The sequence below is a fragment of the Sphingomonas brevis genome, from assembly GCF_023516505.1.
In the GTDB taxonomy this organism is placed as follows: domain Bacteria; phylum Pseudomonadota; class Alphaproteobacteria; order Sphingomonadales; family Sphingomonadaceae; genus Sphingomicrobium; species Sphingomicrobium breve.
In genome coordinates this window covers 576,925-595,289 of record NZ_JAMGBB010000001.1, presented here as the reverse complement: position 1 = coordinate 595,289, position 18,365 = coordinate 576,925, and the positions used below count along the sequence as shown (strand labels likewise).

15 protein-coding genes are annotated in these 18,365 nt (G+C 62.2%); 4 read left to right on the top strand and 11 right to left on the bottom strand.

The genetic code is table 11. The annotated features are described in order from the left end of the window. Positions 1-14: 14 nt before the first annotated feature. Positions 15-1,331, top strand: coding sequence for a dicarboxylate/amino acid:cation symporter (locus LZ518_RS03140; RefSeq protein ID WP_249914583.1), 1,317 nt, complete (start codon positions 15-17; stop codon positions 1,329-1,331). 6 nt (positions 1,332-1,337) lie between these two features. Here LZ518_RS03140 and LZ518_RS03135 read toward each other — a convergent pair whose 3' ends face one another. Beyond that, positions 1,338-2,597 carry a M24 family metallopeptidase gene (locus tag LZ518_RS03135; RefSeq protein ID WP_249916484.1) on the bottom strand — a complete coding sequence of 420 codons (1,260 nt, stop codon included), beginning with the start codon at positions 2,595-2,597 and terminating at the stop codon, positions 1,338-1,340. A 2-nt stretch (positions 2,598-2,599) separates the two neighbouring features. After that, a complete protein-coding gene (gene speB / locus LZ518_RS03130) occupies positions 2,600-3,433 on the bottom strand; it encodes an agmatinase (RefSeq protein WP_249914582.1) in 834 nt (277 codons plus the stop codon). Between the two features lie 32 nt (positions 3,434-3,465). Between speB and LZ518_RS03125 the strand changes: the two genes are divergently transcribed. Continuing rightward, a complete protein-coding gene (locus LZ518_RS03125; protein ID WP_249914581.1) occupies positions 3,466-4,752 on the top strand; it encodes a multidrug effflux MFS transporter in 1,287 nt (428 codons plus the stop codon). Between the two features lie 138 nt (positions 4,753-4,890). On the opposite strand, the gene recA is transcribed toward LZ518_RS03125, so the two are convergent. From recA to dapA, 7 genes are all read right to left on the bottom strand, one after another. Continuing rightward, positions 4,891-5,976: a recombinase RecA gene (gene recA / locus LZ518_RS03120; protein ID WP_249914580.1), complete on the bottom strand. Its 1,086-nt coding sequence runs from the start codon at positions 5,974-5,976 to the stop codon at positions 4,891-4,893. Between the two features lie 103 nt (positions 5,977-6,079). Then, entirely contained in the window at positions 6,080-6,445 is a 366-nt protein-coding gene (locus LZ518_RS03115; RefSeq protein WP_249914579.1) for a response regulator, read from the bottom strand. Positions 6,446-6,483: 38 nt separating this feature from the next. Next, the gene (locus LZ518_RS03110; protein ID WP_249914578.1) at positions 6,484-8,874 is read right to left on the bottom strand and encodes a hybrid sensor histidine kinase/response regulator; all 2,391 of its coding nucleotides are present in this window, start codon (positions 8,872-8,874) and stop codon (positions 6,484-6,486) included. 3 nt (positions 8,875-8,877) lie between these two features. Further along, positions 8,878-10,947, bottom strand: a complete 2,070-nt coding sequence (locus LZ518_RS03105) for a M13 family metallopeptidase (protein WP_249914577.1) — start codon at positions 10,945-10,947, stop codon at positions 8,878-8,880. 43 nt (positions 10,948-10,990) lie between these two features. Beyond that, positions 10,991-11,536 (bottom strand): DUF2062 domain-containing protein, encoded by a 546-nt coding sequence (locus LZ518_RS03100; RefSeq protein ID WP_249914576.1) that lies wholly within the window; start codon positions 11,534-11,536, stop codon positions 10,991-10,993. Continuing rightward, positions 11,529-12,014, bottom strand: coding sequence for an SsrA-binding protein SmpB (smpB, locus tag LZ518_RS03095; protein WP_249914575.1), 486 nt, complete (start codon positions 12,012-12,014; stop codon positions 11,529-11,531). The genes LZ518_RS03100 and smpB overlap by 8 nt, the downstream gene beginning before the upstream one ends. 36 nt (positions 12,015-12,050) lie before the next feature. Next, positions 12,051-12,923: a 4-hydroxy-tetrahydrodipicolinate synthase gene (gene dapA, locus LZ518_RS03090; protein ID WP_249914574.1), complete on the bottom strand. Its 873-nt coding sequence runs from the start codon at positions 12,921-12,923 to the stop codon at positions 12,051-12,053. A gap of 81 nt (positions 12,924-13,004) precedes the next feature. Between dapA and LZ518_RS03085 the strand changes: the two genes are divergently transcribed. After that, positions 13,005-14,990, top strand: coding sequence for a lytic transglycosylase domain-containing protein (locus LZ518_RS03085; protein WP_249914573.1), 1,986 nt, complete (start codon positions 13,005-13,007; stop codon positions 14,988-14,990). A gap of 99 nt (positions 14,991-15,089) precedes the next feature. Then, a complete protein-coding gene (gene greB, locus LZ518_RS03080; protein WP_249914572.1) occupies positions 15,090-15,581 on the top strand; it encodes a transcription elongation factor GreB in 492 nt (163 codons plus the stop codon). Between the two features lie 29 nt (positions 15,582-15,610). Here greB and LZ518_RS03075 read toward each other — a convergent pair whose 3' ends face one another. Next, complete coding sequence (locus LZ518_RS03075) at positions 15,611-16,396, bottom strand: polyphosphate kinase 2 family protein (RefSeq protein WP_249914571.1); 786 nt, start codon at positions 16,394-16,396, stop codon at positions 15,611-15,613. 100 nt (positions 16,397-16,496) lie between these two features. After that, on the bottom strand, positions 16,497-18,284 hold the full coding sequence (aspS, locus tag LZ518_RS03070; protein WP_249914570.1) for an aspartate--tRNA ligase: 1,788 nt from the start codon (positions 18,282-18,284) through the stop codon (positions 16,497-16,499). Between the last annotated feature and the right edge of the window lie 81 nt (positions 18,285-18,365).

The window sequence follows — 18,365 nt, the reverse complement described above, 5'->3', positions numbered from 1 at the left end:
AGGAGCGCTGCGTCTTGGCCAAGAATCTTACCCGCTACATATTGTTCGCACTGGTCCTCGGAATCGTTGCCGGTTGGGCAACAAACACGGCGATCGACGACGGGTCTGCCCAATCGGCGGCCCAACTCAAGGAAATCGCCGACTATCTTTCGATCGTTACCGCGCTGTTCCTCCGCTTGATCAAAATGATCATTGCGCCCTTGGTTTTCTCGACCCTCGTCGCCGGCATCGCCCATATGGGCGACATCGCCGCCCTCGGCCGTGTCGGCCTAAGGTCACTGATATGGTTCATCGGCGCCAGCCTGGTCTCGCTCACGCTCGGCCTCATTCTGGTGAACCTGCTTCAGCCTGGTATCGGCCTCAACCTGCCAATTCCGCCGGTGACGGCTTCCAGCGGGGTCGAGACGGCGGCATTCAATCTCAAGGATTTCATCACCCACCTTATCCCTGCCTCGATTTTTGACGCGATGGCGACCAACGAAATCCTGCCGATCGTCATTTTCTCGATCTTCTTTGGGGTGGCGCTGACTGCCGTCGGCGACAAGGGCAAGCCAATTGTCCGCGGCGTCGAAGCGCTGGTGAGCGTAATGCTGCAGGTCACCAACTACGTCATGCGGTTCGCGCCCTTCGCGGTCTTCACCGCGGTGGCCAGTGCGATCGCCGAAAAAGGGCCAGAGATCCTCTATACCTTCGGCAAATTCGTCGGCAGCTTTTATCTCGGCCTGGCACTCCTTTGGCTGCTGCTGATTGCGGCCTGCTTTGTCATCGTCGGTCCGCGCACCCGCCACCTGCTGCGCTACATTCGCGATCCGATCGTGCTCGCATTTTCGACCGCTTCGAGCGAGGCCGCCTATCCGCGCACGCTCGAAGCACTCGACCGCTTCGGAGTCCCGCCGCGGATTGCCAGCTTCGTCCTGCCATTGGGCTATTCGTTCAATCTCGACGGGTCGATGATGTACATGACCTTCGCGACGATTTTCATCGCCCAGGCTTATGGCATCGACCTCAGCATCGGACAGGAAATCACCATGCTGCTGGTGCTGATGATCACGTCGAAGGGCATGGCCGGCGTTCCGCGCGCCAGCCTGGTGGTCATCGCCGCGACCATGGCGATGTTCAGCATTCCCGAAGCGGGCCTGCTGCTGATCCTGGCGGTCGACCATTTCCTCGACATGGGCCGATCGGCAACCAATGTGGTCGGCAATGCGATTGCCTCAAGCGTGGTGGCGCGCTGGGAAGGCCATCTCAATCCGGAAGAGCCGGCCGACATCGAGCCGGCACATGCGCCATCGCACGTCGCACGGGACAAGCCGATCGACGATCATTTCTAGTGCCGATCAGCCGAACGGCCGGTCGATACTCGGCGGGGGCGTGGTAAACCATTTCGGCCCCGCCTCGGTCATGTGGAAGCAATCCTCGAGCCGTACCCCAAACTTGCCAGGCAAGTAGATGCCCGGCTCGTTGGAGAAGCACATGCCAGGTGCCAGCGGAGTCGTCTCTCCGTGCACCAAATTGACCGGTTCATGGCCTTCCATGCCGATCCCATGGCCGGTCCGGTGCGAAGTTCCGGGTAGCTTGTAGCCCGGACCATATCCCCAGCTTTCATAGGCATGGCGGACCGCATCATCGACGCTGCCGGCCGGCGCGCCGATCCTGGCCGCCGCCATCGCAATATCCTGCCCGCGACGCATCTGCTCCCAAACCTTGCGGACTTCGGGAGACGGATCGCCCAGAATAAAGGTGCGGGAAATGTCCGATTGATAGCCGTGCACCGAGCAGCCGACGTCCATCAGCACGACCTCGCCGCGCGTGACGACGTGCGGCTTCTTGCTGCCGTGGGGATAGGCTGCAGCTTCGCCAAGCAGGACCAGTCCGCCGTCATAGCTTCCGCCCAGCTTCTTGTGGGCGGCTGCGATCATCGCGTCGATCTCGGCCGCGGTCATGCCTTCTTTCGTGCGCTCGCCGGCATAGCGCAGCGAGGCGGCGGTAATGTCGGCTGCCGTCTGCATCAGGGCGATCTCGGCCGGCGACTTGATCATGCGCTGAGCACGAACCACCCAATTGGCGCTGACAATTGACGCCGCGCTTCCAATTTGCTCGCGCAGGCGATCGAGAATGAAAAAGCGATTGGTCTCTTCGAAACCGATCGGTCCATTGCTGGCGTGCTGCTTGATGAAGTCGCCGACAAGCTTCAGCGGCTCCTCGTCCTCGTTCCAGGTACGGATCTCAACCGGGACCTGCAGCATTTCCTGGATGCTGGGTCTTTCGAAGAATGGCGTGACGACGATCGGGTCGCCCTTGACTGGTATGACAGTCGCGGTCAGCCGCTCCGAGCGCCACCATTGAATGCCGGTATAATAGTCGAGACTCGGACCAGCCTCGACGACGACCGCACCCAAGCCAAACTCAGCCATCAGTTTCTGAGCCCGCCGAAGTCGTTGCAACCGCTCGGCCGGCCCGATCGGAGGCGGTATCGGAATGGACGGCAAGTCCGCTGCGCCCTGAACCGCCGCCCAGGCCGCCGAACCGCGGCCTATGAGCGCACTTGCGGCAATGGCCGTCCCACCACCGAGCAGAGCGCGCCTTGAAAAGTCCATCGTCATCCGTTCCTCCCCGCCAGGGCCGCAAGTTCTTTTATCAATTTCGCGGCGACTACCGCGGTCATGCCGTTGATATCGCGGTCTGGATTATATTCGACCAGGTCTGCGCCGACGATCGGCTGTTCGACCCGGTGAAGCACCGAAATAACGTCGCGGACGCTGAGACCACCGGGCTCATGATGTGAGACACCCGGTGCAAATGCCGGATCGAGCGCATCCATATCGATGCTGATGTAAAGCGGCCCTTCCGGAATCGGCACCTGGGCCACGGCGAAGTCGCGCATTTCCATCACCTCGACGCCGAAACGCTGAACCTGCTCTCGGCAATGGCGATTCATCGTGCGGATTCCGACTTGGACCAAGCGCTTGGCCAAGCCCTTTTCCATGATCCGCGCAAAGGGCGATGCGTGGCTCAGCGGATCGCCCTCATAATCGTCGTAGAGGTCGGGATGAGCGTCGAAGTGCAGGATGTTAACCTGACCGATCGCTTCCGCCAGGCCTGCGACAATGGGATAGCTGACCATATGATCGCCGCCTAAAAAGATCGGGACAGTGCCGCCGATCTTCGCCTCGCGTGCGGCAGTCTGGATCAATTCCAAATCCAGCTTGTCCTCGTTGAGCGGCAAGTCGCCCATGTCATCGACCATGATGTCGATACCAAGCTCCAGGCCGGATTCGGAGGCGCTGTTGGCGTGCTCGGAAGCAAGGGCAGCGCGAATAACCGCGGGCGCCCTTGCTGGCCCCCGCTGGAAAGAGGAATGACTGTCCGTCGGCAGGCCGACCAGCCGGATCTTCGGGCGCGCATCGGGCATCTTCGAAAGTGAATGTTGCATGGCACGTCGCAATAGGCCAGCAGCGCCGTCCGATGTTTGACACCGCCTTCAACGACCATAAGAAGCGGCCCGGATCGCGAGAGATGACCGCAATGCTCGCGGGGCTGATGGCGCTCAACGCCTTTGCCATCGACGCGATGATCCCGGCGCTGCCGGACATCGGCCGTTCGCTCAATGTGGCGCAAGAGAATGACCGCCAGTTGGTGGTGATTGCCTATTTCATCGGTTTTGCCTCGACCCAGCTATTCTGGGGCCCGCTGGCCGACCGGTTCGGGCGCAAGCCGATCCTTGCCGCCGGAATCATCCTCTATGGCGTGTTCGCGACGCTATGTGCCTTTGCCGGCAGCTTCCCGCTGCTGATTGCCGGTCGCGTAGCGATGGGTGCCTCGGCCGCGGTCACGCGCGTGCTCGTTGTGGCAATGGTCCGGGATCTGTTCGAAGCCGAAGCCATGGCCCGGGTGATGAGCCTGGTGTTCATGGTATTCATGCTGGTGCCGGTGCTGGCGCCCAACATCGGCCAGGCAATTCTGCTGGTCGCTTCATGGCGGGCAATCTTCCTGGTGCTCGCGGCCTATGCGCTCACCATGCTGACCTGGACATCGCTCAGGCTGCCCGAGACGCTGCATCCTGAATACCGCCGGTCCTTGAAGTTTGGCGATATGGCCAGAGCGATCGGCCAAACCGTGCGCGAGCGGCAGTCGCGCGGTTACACCCTGGCGCTGACCGTCACCTTTTCGGCACTGATCGCCTACATCTCGTCGATTCAGCAGATTATTTTCGACGTGTTCAAGACGCCGCATTTGATCGGGCTGGTATTCGCGGCAATCGCTGCGCCGATGGCGCTGGCGTCCTGGTTCAACAGCCGGATCGTCGAACGGTTCGGGCTGCGCCGAGTGGGCCACACCGCCTCGCTTTGCCTGGCGATCGTTACCATTGCCCATGCGACGCTGGCGCTTAGCGGCGGCGAGACGTTGGGCAGCTTCATTGTCTTGCAGGGGCTGACAATGGCCTGCTTCTCGCTCACCTCCTCCAACCTTGGGACGCTGGCGATGGAGCATATGGCGCCGATCGCCGGCACCGCTTCTTCGGTCCAGGGCGTCACCGGCACGCTTGGAGCGGCGATCCTCGGCTTTCTGATCGGACGCAGTTTCGACGGGACGGCAACACCATTCATCGTCGGCACGGCGATCTGCACCAGCCTTGGCTTCCTGCTGATCGTGCTGACCGAGCCGAAGCGGCTGTTCGCCCCGATCGAGGCCGATCCCGACGAGCAGGAGGCAGCCAGGGAATCGACAGCGCTGCCCGAGGACCTTTGCTAGCGGATAGAAAAAGGGCGGAGTTATTCCCCTCCGCCCTTCAATCATCCGGCATTTAAAGGCCTAGGCTTCGACCAAGGCGGGTCGAAATAGCGCCCCGCGGCAATCGGCCAAGAACAGCTCCCGGCTGCTCTCTTTCGATTACTCCGCTCCCACCTCGTCGTCATCTCCGTCCGGACCGACCATCAACGCCTCGCCGACTTCCTCGGTGCGCCCACGGATCGCATTCTCTATCCGCTGGGCGACGTCGGGATTGTCCTTGAGATATTGCTTGGCGTTCTCGCGGCCCTGGCCGATCCGGGTCGAGTCATAGCTGAACCAGGCGCCCGACTTCTCGACCAGACCGGCCTTGACGCCGAGATCGAGAATTTCGCCGACCTTGCTGACGCCCTCGCCATACATGATGTCGAATTCAACCTGCTTGAACGGTGGCGCGACCTTGTTCTTGACGACCTTCACGCGGGTCGTGTTGCCGACGATATCGTCGCGGTCCTTGATCTGGCCGGTGCGGCGGATGTCGAGCCGGACCGAGGCATAGAACTTCAGCGCATTGCCGCCTGTGGTGGTTTCCGGATTGCCGTACATTACGCCGATCTTCATCCGCACCTGGTTGATGAAAATAACCGTGCAGCGCGAGCGGCTGATCGATCCGGTCAGCTTGCGAAGCGCCTGCGACATGAGGCGAGCCTGGAGGCCGACATGGCTGTCGCCCATCTCGCCTTCGATTTCGGCCCTGGGCACCAGCGCGGCGACCGAGTCGACCACCAGCACGTCGATCGCGTTGGAACGGACCAGCGTGTCGACGATCTCCAACGCCTGCTCGCCGGTATCCGGCTGCGACACGATCAGCTCGTCAATGTCGACGCCCAGCTTTTTGGCATAGGCCGGGTCAAGCGCATGCTCGGCATCGACGAAGGCCGCGGTGCCGCCGGCTTTCTGCGCCTCGGCAATTGCATGCAGCGCCAGCGTGGTCTTGCCCGAGCTCTCCGGGCCGTAAATCTCGATCACCCGGCCACGCGGAAGACCACCGACACCCAGCGCTATGTCGAGCCCGAGCGAGCCGGTTGAGACCGTCTCGATCTCCATCTTCTCGCGGCTGCCGAGCTTCATTGCCGAGCCCTTGCCGAACGCGCGATCGATCTGCGCGAGCGCGGCTTCCAATGCCTTTTGACGATCCGTGTTCACGCTATCCCCATCCAAGCCGACGACTTTAAGCTGCGCTGCCATGGCCCTTGTCCCTTCGTCAATCGGAAGCTCATCGCCCCCTTGAAGGAACTATTCGTATCCTATCTGTTCCATAAGAACAAGAGTAGAACATTCATCGGTTCAACTATTGGTCGGCGCCGGCCAGAACTGCCTCAATAATTGGCGTAACCCTATCGATTGTATAGGGTTTCTCGATAGTCGGAACGTTGGCGAATTCGGCTGGAGGCGGATCGACATGGCCGCCCGTGGCCAACACGAATGGGGTGCCCCGTCCGCGCAGCGCCGCCGCAACCGGCCAGACGCTCTCACCCTTCAAATTAACGTCAAGGATAGCGAGATCGAAATCGCCCTTTTCAACTTCCTTCAGCGCCGTTCTGACGCTGTCGCAGTTGCCGCTCACCCGATGGCCAAGCGACTGGATGAAATCTTCGAGCATCATCGCAATCAGCGGCTCGTCTTCGACGATCAGGATGGAACGGGGCTCCGTCATGTACATGGAAATAGCAGCCACGCCGCCGGATGAAAGGACTAATTGCCCACCAGGGCCTTGCGGACTGCCTCGGCCAGTTCCTGGACCGAGAAGGGCTTGGGCAGGAAAGCGACATTGGCGATGTCGATCGATTTCCTGAGCTGCTCTTCGGCATAGCCGGACATGAACAGGATCGGCAGCTGGGGCCGGGTCTTGCGTGCCTCGCGCACCATGGTCGGGCCGTCCATCAATGGCATCACCACATCGGAGATGAGCAAGGCGATTTCATCGCCGCGCTCGATAATCTCCAATGCTTCCTCGCCATTGTTGGCGGTCAGGACCTTGTATCCATGCCGGGTCAGCGCACGCTCGGCCACGGTACGGACCATCGCTTCGTCCTCGACCAGCAATATGGTGCCCGTGCCCCAGAGCTCGCCCTCGCCTTCCTTCTTGGCGGACCGCGTGCCGGCCTCCTTGTCCTCTTCGACATGGTGGACCGGCAAATAGATGGTGAAGCGCGTACCCTCTCCGACCTTGGAATCGGCAAAGATGTAGCCGCCCGACTGCTTGACGATGCCATAGACGGTAGAGAGGCCAAGGCCGGTTCCCTTGCCGACTTCCTTGGTGGTGAAGAAGGGCTCGAACACCTTGCTCAAAATCGATGCGGGAATGCCGGTTCCGGTGTCCGCGATCGATACCGCCGAATAATCGGCCACCGGGAGTATTTCGCTGCCCAGATCGGCCACCTGGTCGGCGCGAACGGCATAGGTTTGGATGGTCAGCGCGCCGCCGCCTTTGGACGTCATCGCATCGCGGGCATTGACGGCCAGATTGACGATGACCTGCTCAAGCTGTCCGGGGTCGGCACGGACCGGGCCAAGGTCGCGGCCATGCTTGACCACCAGCTGGACGGTTTCACCGAGCAGCCGCTTCAACAGGTGCGACACTTCGCTGATGACATCAGGAAGCTGCAGCAGCTGCGGCCGAAGGGTCTGCTGGCGGGAAAAGGCCAGCAGTTGGCGGGTCAGGCCGGCAGCCCGGTTGGAGTTCGATTTTATCTGCTGGATGTCGTCGTAATCGGTGTCGCCCGGCGTGTGCCGCATCAGCATCAGGTCACAATGGCCGATGATCGCGGTCAGGATATTGTTGAAGTCATGGGCCACGCCGCCGGCCAGCTGCCCGACTGCCTGCATCTTGGTCGCCTGGGCGATCTGCCGCTTGAGCTTGGCTTCCTCGCTATTGTCCTTGAGCAGGAGGAGCACCGCGGCATCGCCAAGGCCGCGCAGGCCGGCGACAGTCATCGCCACCGGCTCGGCCGGCTGGACCGCGAGCCGCACCGCTAGGTCCTGCGACATCGACGGACCGCGGGCGTTGCGACGGACCGCGTCGGCCACCGCCGCCTTGTCTTCCTTGACCACCAAATCACCGGGGTAGGACGGCATCTCGGCATTGCCGATGCCACCGGCCACGCGAAAGGCGTTGTTCATGGTCAGAAAGCGGCCGTCGCGATCGACCAGCGCCAGCCCGATCGGCAGCATTTCCAGCAATATCTGGACGTTGGACGAGCTGGCAAGGCTTGGCCCCTCCTCCCAGTCGAACATCAGCAATGTCGCCGCGCCCTTGTCAGCGCCAGGCTCGAGCGGGATGCTGACCATGCGAAGCGGCCGGCCGTCGGAGCCCTCGGTCAGCAACCGGATGGCGCCCTCGGTCGAGGTCTCGATCAAGTCGGCGAACAGCGGCGCCTTGTCCTTGGCCGGCACCGCCGTCAGCGCACGATCGCTAAACAGGCCATTGGCGGCCAACAGCCGGCCCTTGGCGTCGATCAGCGCAGCCATGACCCCCGCCGCGGCCAGGCGCTCACCGGTTGCACCCGATACTCGCTTGGCCGCAACCGCAAGCACGTCGGTCGGCGCTGCTCCGACAAATCGCCAAAGGAGCAGGTCGCCGTCAACGCCGGCACGATTCACGCTGACGGTCACCGGACCGCCGGTCAGCGGCACGTCCGCTGTCGTGGCTTCGCCATCTTGCAATGCGGCTTCGGTGAGCTCGGACAGCAGTTTGGCCCCCTGCTTGCCCTTGCCAAGTTCGATCGGCGACTTTTGCCCGAAGCGCGCCTTATAGGCCGGGTTGACCGACCTCAACGCACCTTCCGCGCCGGTCAGCGCCGTCGGATCGCTTGCCAGGCTCAGCGCCGACCCGACCAGTGCCAGGTCCGGTAAAATCACGGGCGGCGTTTCGACCCGCTTCGCCCCGCGACGGTCGAAAATGAACGCAGCGACCAGCATGGCGACAAAGCCAGCCAGGAACAGCGCGCCGTAGAATTGCTGCCCGATCAGGAAAAAGAGCAGCGCCCCGCTGGCCGCGGCTGCGGCAACCAGCGCCGGCACAAGCCAGCGCAGGTTGCCTTTCAGAGGCTCGGCTTCAGCAAGGTCGAACTGTTCGTATAACAAGGCTCACCATATGCGGACGCGCTGTTCCGGGGTCAGATACAGTTTCTGCCCCGGCTGCACGCCGAACGCGGGATACCATGGATCGAAGTTCCGCACGATCCATGAGCGCTGCATCGACGGCGCATGCGGATCGGTCAGCAACCGGGAGCGGAGGTTGGCTTCGCGATAGTTGCGCCGCCAGACCTGGGCCCACCCTAAATAGAAGCGCTGGTCGCCGGTAAAGCCGTCGATCACGGGCGCTTCCTTGCCGCCCAGCGTCAGCTGGTATGCGTCGTAGGCGGAAAGGATGCCGGCCAGGTCGCCGATGTTCTCGCCGAGCGTGAATTCACCTTTCACATGCGCGCCGGGGAACACTTCATATGCGTCATATTCCTTGACCAGATTCTGGCTGAGTGCCTTGAAATTCTTGACGTCTTGGGGCGTCCACCAGTCCGTGAGATTACCGTGGGCGTCATATTTCGAGCCCTGGTCGTCGAAATGGTGGCTCATTTCATGGCCGATCACCGCGCCGATGCCGCCATAATTGATCGCCGGATCGGCGTTCGGGTCGAAGAAAGGCGGCTGGAGGATCGCCGCCGGGAAGGTGATCGCGACCAGCTGGAAATTGGCCTGGGCGTTGACCGTCATCGGATCGAGCCCCCATTCCCAGCGCATCACCGGCTTGCCAAGCTTGCCGATGTTCCAGTCGTGCGCCCACTGATTGGCTCTCCATGCATTGCCGAACAGATCGTCGCGGCGGACGTCGAAGGTATAGTCATGCCATTGGTCGGGGTAGCCGATGCGCGGGGTAAAGGCGGCCAGCTTGGCCTTGGCCTTGACCTTGGTCTCGGGCGCCATCCAGCTGAGATTGTCGATCCGGCGGCCCATCGCCGCGACGATATTGCCGACCAGCTGCTGCATCGCGGCCTTGGATTCCGGCGGGAACCACTTCGTCACATAGACCTTCGACACTTCGTCGGTGAGGATGTTGGTGGTGAAATCGACCGCACGTTTCCAGCGCGGCTGATTCTCCGGGGTGCCGTTGAGCTTGGTGCCGTAGAAGGCGAAGCTTTCGTCGGTAATCGCCTTCGGCAGGACGTCCGAATAAGTATCCAGCGACTGGACGATCATCTGGTCCTTGAGCACCTGGAGCGGCGCTTTCGCCGACAAGGCGGCAATCGCCTTGAATGCGCTCGGTTCGGCGACCAGCAGCTCGTTGGCGTTGATGCCACGGCTCGAAAGATAGCTCGCCCAATCGAAGCCAGGCGCCAGCTTCTTGAGCTCGGCCCGAGTCATCCGGTTGTAGGTCTTGGTAGCGTCGCCGACGTCCTCGCGCGTCCAGGAGGCTTGGGCGATTTTGGTTTCGAAAGCCATCACCGCCTTGGCTCGCGCGGCGGCATTCTGCTCGCCGGCCAAGGTCAGCATCTTCGTCAAATGGTCGACATAGGCGGCGCGCAGCGAAACCAGGTTAGGCTCATTGACCAGGTACATGTCGCGGTCGGGCATGCCGAGACCGGCCTGGCCGAGGCCGGTAATATAAGCCTCGCTGTTACGGTCGTCCTGAGCGACTCCGCCGGCGAACAGGCCGGTCACGCCGTTGCGGGCGGCGCGCGCCTGAAGCGCCGCATAGCCGCTGCGGTCCTTGAGCGCGCGAATTTCGGCAAGCCAGGGATTGATCGGGGCAAGACCTTTCGATTCCACCGCTGCCTCATCGAGAAAGCTCGAATATGCGACGCCGACCCGGCTACCGCTATCGTCCTTGGCAGCGTCGAGCAGGTCGCGGACGCGCTGCTGGCTCTTGTCCTGCAGGGCCGTAAACATGCCGTAGTTCGACTTGTCCGACGGGATGGTCGTATTCTTGGCCCAGGTGCCGTTGGCGAATTGATAGAAATCGTCACCAGCTGCGACCGCGCGGTTCATCCCCGCCTCGTCGAACCCAAAAGCACCAATCTCCGCCTTGGGCGCGGGCGGCGCTTCAGGGGCAGTTGGGACGGCGGGCGCCGCATCGGATACTGGTGGTGCGGGTGGTGGCGACGCCGTCGTGCATCCGGCGAGAGCCGTGCTGGCGGCCAAAAGAAAATGCCAACGATTCATCTTATTTCCTCCCCGGATCAGACCCTTAGCGCGAATCAAGTCACTAGCGCGCGTAACGCTGCCGCCACTTGCGGGCGATCCACCAGCGCCATCCGACGAGCGACACGAAATATCCTATGAGCGCCAGTACCAGGCCGATCAAAAACAGACCGCTGACCAAAGCGGGGGCAGCATCCGACAGAAGCCAGGACATCCATTGAGCAACGCTCTTGCCCCTCAGCGCATAAAAGGCCGCAAGGTCGGTTTGAAATCCGATGCGGCTGCCAACTTCCATCGCAGCCCCGAGGAAAAAAGGGGTCGTAAGCGGATTGGACAGGAAGGTCATTCCTGCCGCGACCGGGATATTGGCCCGCATCGGGATCGCCAGCAACGCCGCGCCCACTATCTGCAACCCCGGAACCATCAGGAAAATGCCGACGAACACCCCGGCGAACACCGCCCGCGGCACCGAACGACGGGTGAAGCGCCATAGCTCGCTGTGCCGGATGCGACTGCCGAACGGCTTCAGCCACGGGCTTTTCAGCACTTCCTCGCGCGATGGCGCATGACGGTGGATCATGCGCTGCCAGAAATTGGGGCTACTAGCCATGGTTCCTCAACAGCCTGCCCTGCTCGCGCTTCCAGTCGCGTTCCTTGATCGTTTCGCGCTTGTCGTGCGCCTTCTTGCCCCGCGCCAGCGCCAGCTCGACCTTCGCGCGGCCGCGCGAATTGAAATAGAGCGACAGCGGCACCAGCGTCAGCCCCTGGCGGGTAATGGCGCCCTGCAATTTGTCGATCTCCTTGGTGCGCAACAGCAGTTTCCGCTGTCGCCGCGGCTCGTGATTCATCCAGCTGCCTGCGCCATATTGTGGAATATGGCTGTTGATGAGGAACACTTCCTCACCCTCGACCAGTGCATAGCTCTCAGCGATCGACCCCTCGCCGGTGCGGAGCGCCTTTACTTCAGTGCCCCTCAGTTCGATGCCGGCCTCGAACCGCTCCTCGACGAAATAGTCGAAACGCGCGCGCCGGTTCTCGGCGACGACTTTGGCTTTATCAAATTCCTGGATGGCGGCGGGCTTGGACATCGTGATTCTGCGGACCGCCTACGCGGTGATTGGGTCTTAAGCGAGTCCGGCGTGTGCCAGCGCGTCATCGACCGCCTTTTTCGAAGCCGCGGACGGTTCCGTCATCGGCGCGCGAAGTTCGGCCGAAAAGCCATTCCTGACCCGCGACAAGGCATATTTGACCGGCCCCGGCGACGCGTCGGTGAACAATGCGACGTGGAGCGGGTACAGCCGATCCTGAAGCTCCAGCGCTTCATCCCAGCGCCCCTCTCGCGTTGCTTCCTGAAAGCGCGAGCAAAGTTTCGGCGCGACATTGGCGGTGACCGAAATGCACCCCACCCCGCCCATGGCATTGAATGCGAGCGCGGTCTCGTCATTCCCGCTGACCTGGATGAACTCCCTGCCGCACGCTCGGCGCTGGTCGGAGACCCGGCCCAGATTGCCGGTGGCGTCCTTCACCCCGACGACATTGGGCAGACGCGACAGCCTGCCCATCGTTTCGACCGATATGTCCGTAATCGTCCGCCCCGGAACATTGTAGAGGACAATCGGGATATCGAGATCCGCGACGGCAGCGAGATGGCCGTAGATCCCCTCCTGATTGGGCCGGTTATAATAAGGAGGGACATGCAATGCGGCGTCCGCACCGGCATCCTTGGCTGCTTTGGTCAGCTCGATCGCATGGGCCGTATTGTTGGAGCCGCAGCCGGCAATTACCGGCACCCGGCCGCGCGCGACCTCGACCGTGATTTCGATCACCCGCCGATGTTCCGTGTCGGTGAGGGTCGCGCCTTCCCCGGTCGTGCCACACGGCACCAGGGCATTGGACCCTTCGTCGATTTGCCATTCGACCAGGTCTCGGAATGCCGCTTCATTGACTCGGCCTGCCGCAAACGGAGTCACCAGCGCTGGTATAGACCCGAAAAACATGAAACTTTTCCTTCGCATAGGCAGGATCGCGAATGATGGCGATGCGTTTGTTCAGCGGCTGATAAGGACTTGGGGGTGATAATGTCCAGCATGAGGACATTGGGGATTATCGGGACATTTTTTCTATCGACCATGGCGGCCGCCTCGATGCAGCAGGCGCCGGCACCAGTAGCGGCGACAGCCGCCACGCAGCTCAATGGCCAGGGTTCGGTTTACGACATCAACTACGCGATCGCGGACTGGCGCCGGTTGCGGGCCAGCGAGGGCTATAGCTTCGGCGACTACGCGCGCTTCGTAAGCGCCAATCCAGGCTGGCCAGGCGAAAGTGGGATCCGACGCAGCGCTGAAAAGGCGATGCGGCCAGGCGAGAATGCCAACACGGTGCTCGCTTTCTATCGGTCGACCGAGCCACAAAGCGGCAGTGGGTGGGCAAGGCTGGCGGAGGCCAACCTGGCCCTCGGTCGGACGACCGAAGCGCTGGCTGCCGCAAAAGCCGCCTGGGTATCGAGCGACCTCAGCCAATATGACGAACAGTCCCTGTTCGCGAAATTCGGCAGTCAGTTCACCGCGACTGACCATGACAGGCGCGTCGACGCGCTGCTGTTCGACAAGAAATATAGCGACGCATACCGAATGATGGCCTGGTCCAGCCCTAGCCGCAGGGCGGCGTTTCAGGCGCGGATTGCGATGCAGTCCCGAATGGGCGACGCGGAGCAGCGCTACCAGGCGGCAATCGGTCAGGTGACGAGCGACGCCGGGTTGATGATGGACCGGGCTCGCTACCTGCGCGACAGCGGTTACACCCAGGCGGCGCGCGATCTGTTCGCAAGGGCGCACAATTTCACCGCCAAGCCGGCCAATCCGGAACGGTTCCTCGACATGATGTCGATCCTGACCCGAGAGGCGGCCGGCGACCGTCAATGGCAGACGGCCTACAATATCGGCAGCCAGGTCGATGACCTGTTCGCCCCCGGCGTTGACATCAGCCTGAAGAGCTATGGAATTCGGGACGAATATACCACGATCGTGTGGACCGCCGGGACGGTCGCGCTGGAACGGATGAACCGTGGCCGCGACGCGATTGCCCTGTTCGACAAATATGCCGCCGCCGGCCGTTCTTTGCAGGTCAAATCCAAGGGCTGGTACTGGGCCGGAAGAGCTGCCTTCCAAAGCGGCGATCCGATGCGTGGCCGGGCCTATTTCGAGCGCGCGGCTGCGACGCCGGAGCTATTCTACGGCCAGTTGGCGCTCGAACGGTTGGGACGGATCGTGCCGCAACCGGCGGGAACGCCGTCGCTGCTAGTGACTGACGTCCAGCGCCAGGCCTTCGCGCAAAAGAGATTGGTGCGGGCGGTGAAGCTGCTCGGCCAGCAGGGCCAATGGAGCGATCAGACCCTGTTTATCCGCGCTTTGTCGGAGAATCTGGATGGCGATGCCGAGCGGCTGATGGCGGTCGACCTGGCAACTCAGGTGTGGCGCCCGGACCTGGCGGTTTGGACCGCGCGCTCGGCCCGCAACGCCGGCAACGCCTTTTATTACAAGGCGACTTACCCGACCCATCCGGCCAATGTGCCGTCGGGAAGGATGTGGTCGCTGGTCCATGGCATCACCCGGCAGGAATCCAGCTTCGACCGCGCGGCGGTCAGCGGCGCCAATGCCCGCGGCATGATGCAGCTGATGCCCGGCACGGCGCGCGAGCAGGCCGGGAAGATGGGCCTTAGCTACGACTATGGCCGGCTGACAGCCGATCCGGCCTATAACGTCATGCTGGGCAGCGCCTACTTCCAGCGGCTGGTCAACACCTGGGACGGCAACTATCCCCTGGCGGTAGCGAGCTATAACGCCGGGGCGGGCAATGTCCGCAAGTGGGTCAACGCCTATGGCGATCCGCGCGGCAACGTCGACATTGTCAGCTGGATCGAGAAAATCCCATTCGAGGAGACCCGGGGTTATGTGCAACGGGTGCTGGAGAACAGCGTGGTCTATGACCGGCTCAATCCGTCGCTGCCGGCGCCGCAGCCCGTGCATATTTCGGCCTATCTCGGCAAATCCTCGCGACCGGGCTAAGGCTCGGCATCCGTCATTGCGAGCCGTTGAAGACGGCGTGGCAATCCAGAACGCTTGGCTGGATTGCTTCGCGATGCTCGCAATGACAAAGGCGCTGAGGTGAACGACCGCCCTCCCCGCTTCATCACGCCGCAGGGTTTCGCGCGGCTGCGCGCGGAATATGAAGAGTTGTTCGCGGTCGAGCGGCCAAAGATCGTCGAGACGGTTTCATGGGCGGCCTCATTGGGCGACCGGTCGGAAAATGCCGACTATCTCTACGGCAAGAAGAGGTTGCGCGAGATCGACCGGCGGCTGTCCTATCTCGCCAAGGTGATGAAGGCCGCCAAGGTGGTCGATCCAGCCACTCAGGAGCAGCGCGACACCGTCCGGTTTGGCGCGATCGTCGAGCTGGCCGACGAGGATGATAATCGTCGGGTAGTAACCCTGGTCGGCGAGGACGAGGCCGACGCCACATCCGGACTCATCAGTTGGGCGGCCCCGATCGCCCGGGCGCTGGTCGGCGCGAAAGTTGGCGACGAACGAATTGTCCGCCTTCCGGCCGGCGAGAAAAGCTATGAAGTGATCAATATTCGCTATCCGTCACAGACTTAGGTCGTGCGGCGGATGGCGAGGCCGGGGTGCTAGGCGCTGTTGGTTTCCGATGCCTTCGGAGTGCGGAATGGGACGATCGTCTCTCCCATCGCCGGCGGTTCAGCCGGCATTGTCTTTTCCATCTGGTCCGCGACCGCCGTCAACGCCGCGATACAGCCCGCCATGTCGTCATTGGCATCGATCGGGGTCCATGGCGCCCACCGGGTATTGGTGTGCGCGAAGAAATCCTGCAGGACTTCGTTGGCCCGCTCACGATTGGTCGGGCCGATGATCGGCTGAAAATCGCGCAGGTGGCGGAGCCAGGGGTCTTCCTGACGGGCGCGCAGGGAAGCGGCCTGCTTCTCCGGCGTCACATGGAAGAACAGCTTGGCGATCATTGTGCCGTGGTCGCGCTGCTGCGCTTCGAACTCGTTGATTTCATCCAGCGCGCGGGCCCAGCGCTTGTCGTCCATATTGCCCAACATGCGCTGCTCAAGCACCAGCCGATACCAGCTGCGATAGAAGATGGTCGTGTTGCCCGCGGCCGGTAGGCGGCTCCAGAAGGGCGCGAGCCAGTGGCGCTCGTCGTCCATGTCGTCGCTGCCGGCCACCTTGACCACGCGCACGTAGGTCGGGTCGAGCGAACCGACCAGACGCTTCAGCACTGCGCGCTTGCCAGAGCCCATCCAGCCTTCGAACAGGATGATCGCGCGCTTGCGATGAACGATTTGCGACAGCTGCAGGCGCGCCAAGCGATGGCCAAGCGCCTCGAGCGCTTCGGCAACGTCCCCGGAGAACGGCACCCCCCGTTCAAATTCCGTTAAATCAATCGGCACGCGGGAGGCCTAACCCAAAGGTCGCAAGGCCGCAATTGGGCGAGGCCGATTGTCCGACAATGGGGCGGTTGGCCCGTGGCGCGAACGCCGCGAACTGTTCCTAGGCCTTGGGAACTCCGTCGGCGATAATGCGGATCGACAGCTCTTTTAACTGCTTGTCCATCACCGGAGCCGGTGCGTTCATCATCAAATCCTCGGCCTTCTGGTTCATCGGGAAGACGATGACCTCGCGGATGTTGGGCTCGTCGGCCAGCAACATGACGATCCGATCGATGCCCGGCGCCGAGCCGCCGTGCGGCGGAGCACCAAATTTGAACGCGCCGATCATGCCCGGGAAGTTCGTATCGACCTCCTTGCGGCTGTATCCCGCGATTTCGAACGCCTTGTACATGATGTCGGGGCGGTGGTTGCGGATCGCGCCGCTGCTGAGCTCCACACCGTTGCAGACGATGTCATATTGCCAGGCGAGGATGTCGAGCGGGTCCTTCGTCTCCAGCGCTTCCATTCCGCCCTGCGGCATCGAGAAGGGATTGTGGCTGAAGTCGATCTTTTTTTGCTCGTCGTTGAACTCGAACATCGGAAAGTCGACGATCCAGCAGAAGCGGAATGATCCCTGCTCGATCAGCTCGAGCTGCTCGGCAACGCGGGTGCGAGCAAGGCCGGCGAGCTTGGCGGCTTCCTCTTCCTTGCCGGCGGCGAAGAAAATGCCGTCGTCGGGGCCAAGGCCCATCGCCGTTGCAATCTTGTCCATGCCTTCGGTGCCATGATTCTTGGCGATCGGGCCGCCCCACTCGCCGCCCTTGCGGGTGGCGTATCCAAGGCCGGCGAAGCCTTCTCCGCGAGCCCATTCGTTCATGTCGTCGAAGAATTTGCGGCTTTTTTCCGCCGTTCCCGGCGCCGGGACAGCGCGGACGGACATGCCCTTTTCGACAAGTCCGGCGAACAGGCCGAAGCCCGAACCCTTAAAATGGTCGCCGACATCGCTGATCAGCAGGGGATTGCGGAGGTCAGGCTTGTCCGAACCATATTTGAGCAACGCTTCCTTGTAGGGGATGCGCGGATACTCGCCAGCGGGTGTCACGAACTTGTTTTCGCCGAACTCCGAGAAGACGCCCGACAGCACCGGCTCGATCGCTGCGAACACGTCGTCCTGGGTCACGAAGCTCATTTCGAAATCGAGCTGGTAAAATTCGCCTGGGCTCCGGTCCGCGCGAGCATCCTCGTCGCGGAAACAGGGCGCAATCTGGAAATAGCGGTCGAAGCCGGCGACCATCAGCAGCTGCTTGAACATCTGCGGCGCCTGCGGAAGCGCATAGAATTTGCCAGGATGGACGCGGCTCGGCACCAGATAGTCGCGTGCACCTTCGGGCGACGAGGCGGTCAGGATCGGCGTCTGGAACTCCGTGAAGCCCTGGTCGATCATCCGGCGGCGGATCGAGGCTATGACTTTCGATCGCAGCATGATGTTGGCGTGGAGCCGTTCGCGGCGGAGATCGAGATAGCGATATTTGAGGCGGATATCCTCGGGATATTCCTGCTCGCCTGCCACCGGCATCGGAAGTTCGTTGGCAGAGGACTGGACGGCGACTTCCTTGGCAACGACCTCGATGTCGCCCGTCGCAAGTTTCGGATTGACCGCGCCGCCTTCGCGATCGACCACTTCGCCGGTGATCGTCACGACCGACTCAAGCTTCAGGTGATCCAGCAGTTTGAGTGCTTCGCTGCCTGCCGCGCAGACCACCTGGGTCAGGCCATAATGGTCGCGCAGATCGACGAACAGCACGCCGCCATGGTCGCGCTTACGGTGAATCCAGCCGGACAGGCGGACAGTCGAACCGACGTCGCCTTTCCGGAGGTCGGCACAGCTATGGGTACGGTAGGCGTGCATGAATTGCTCTTCTTCATTTCGTCATTCCCGCGAAAGCGGGAATCCCGCTGCCTCTCTCTTGCCATTCAAGGAAGAAGCGGG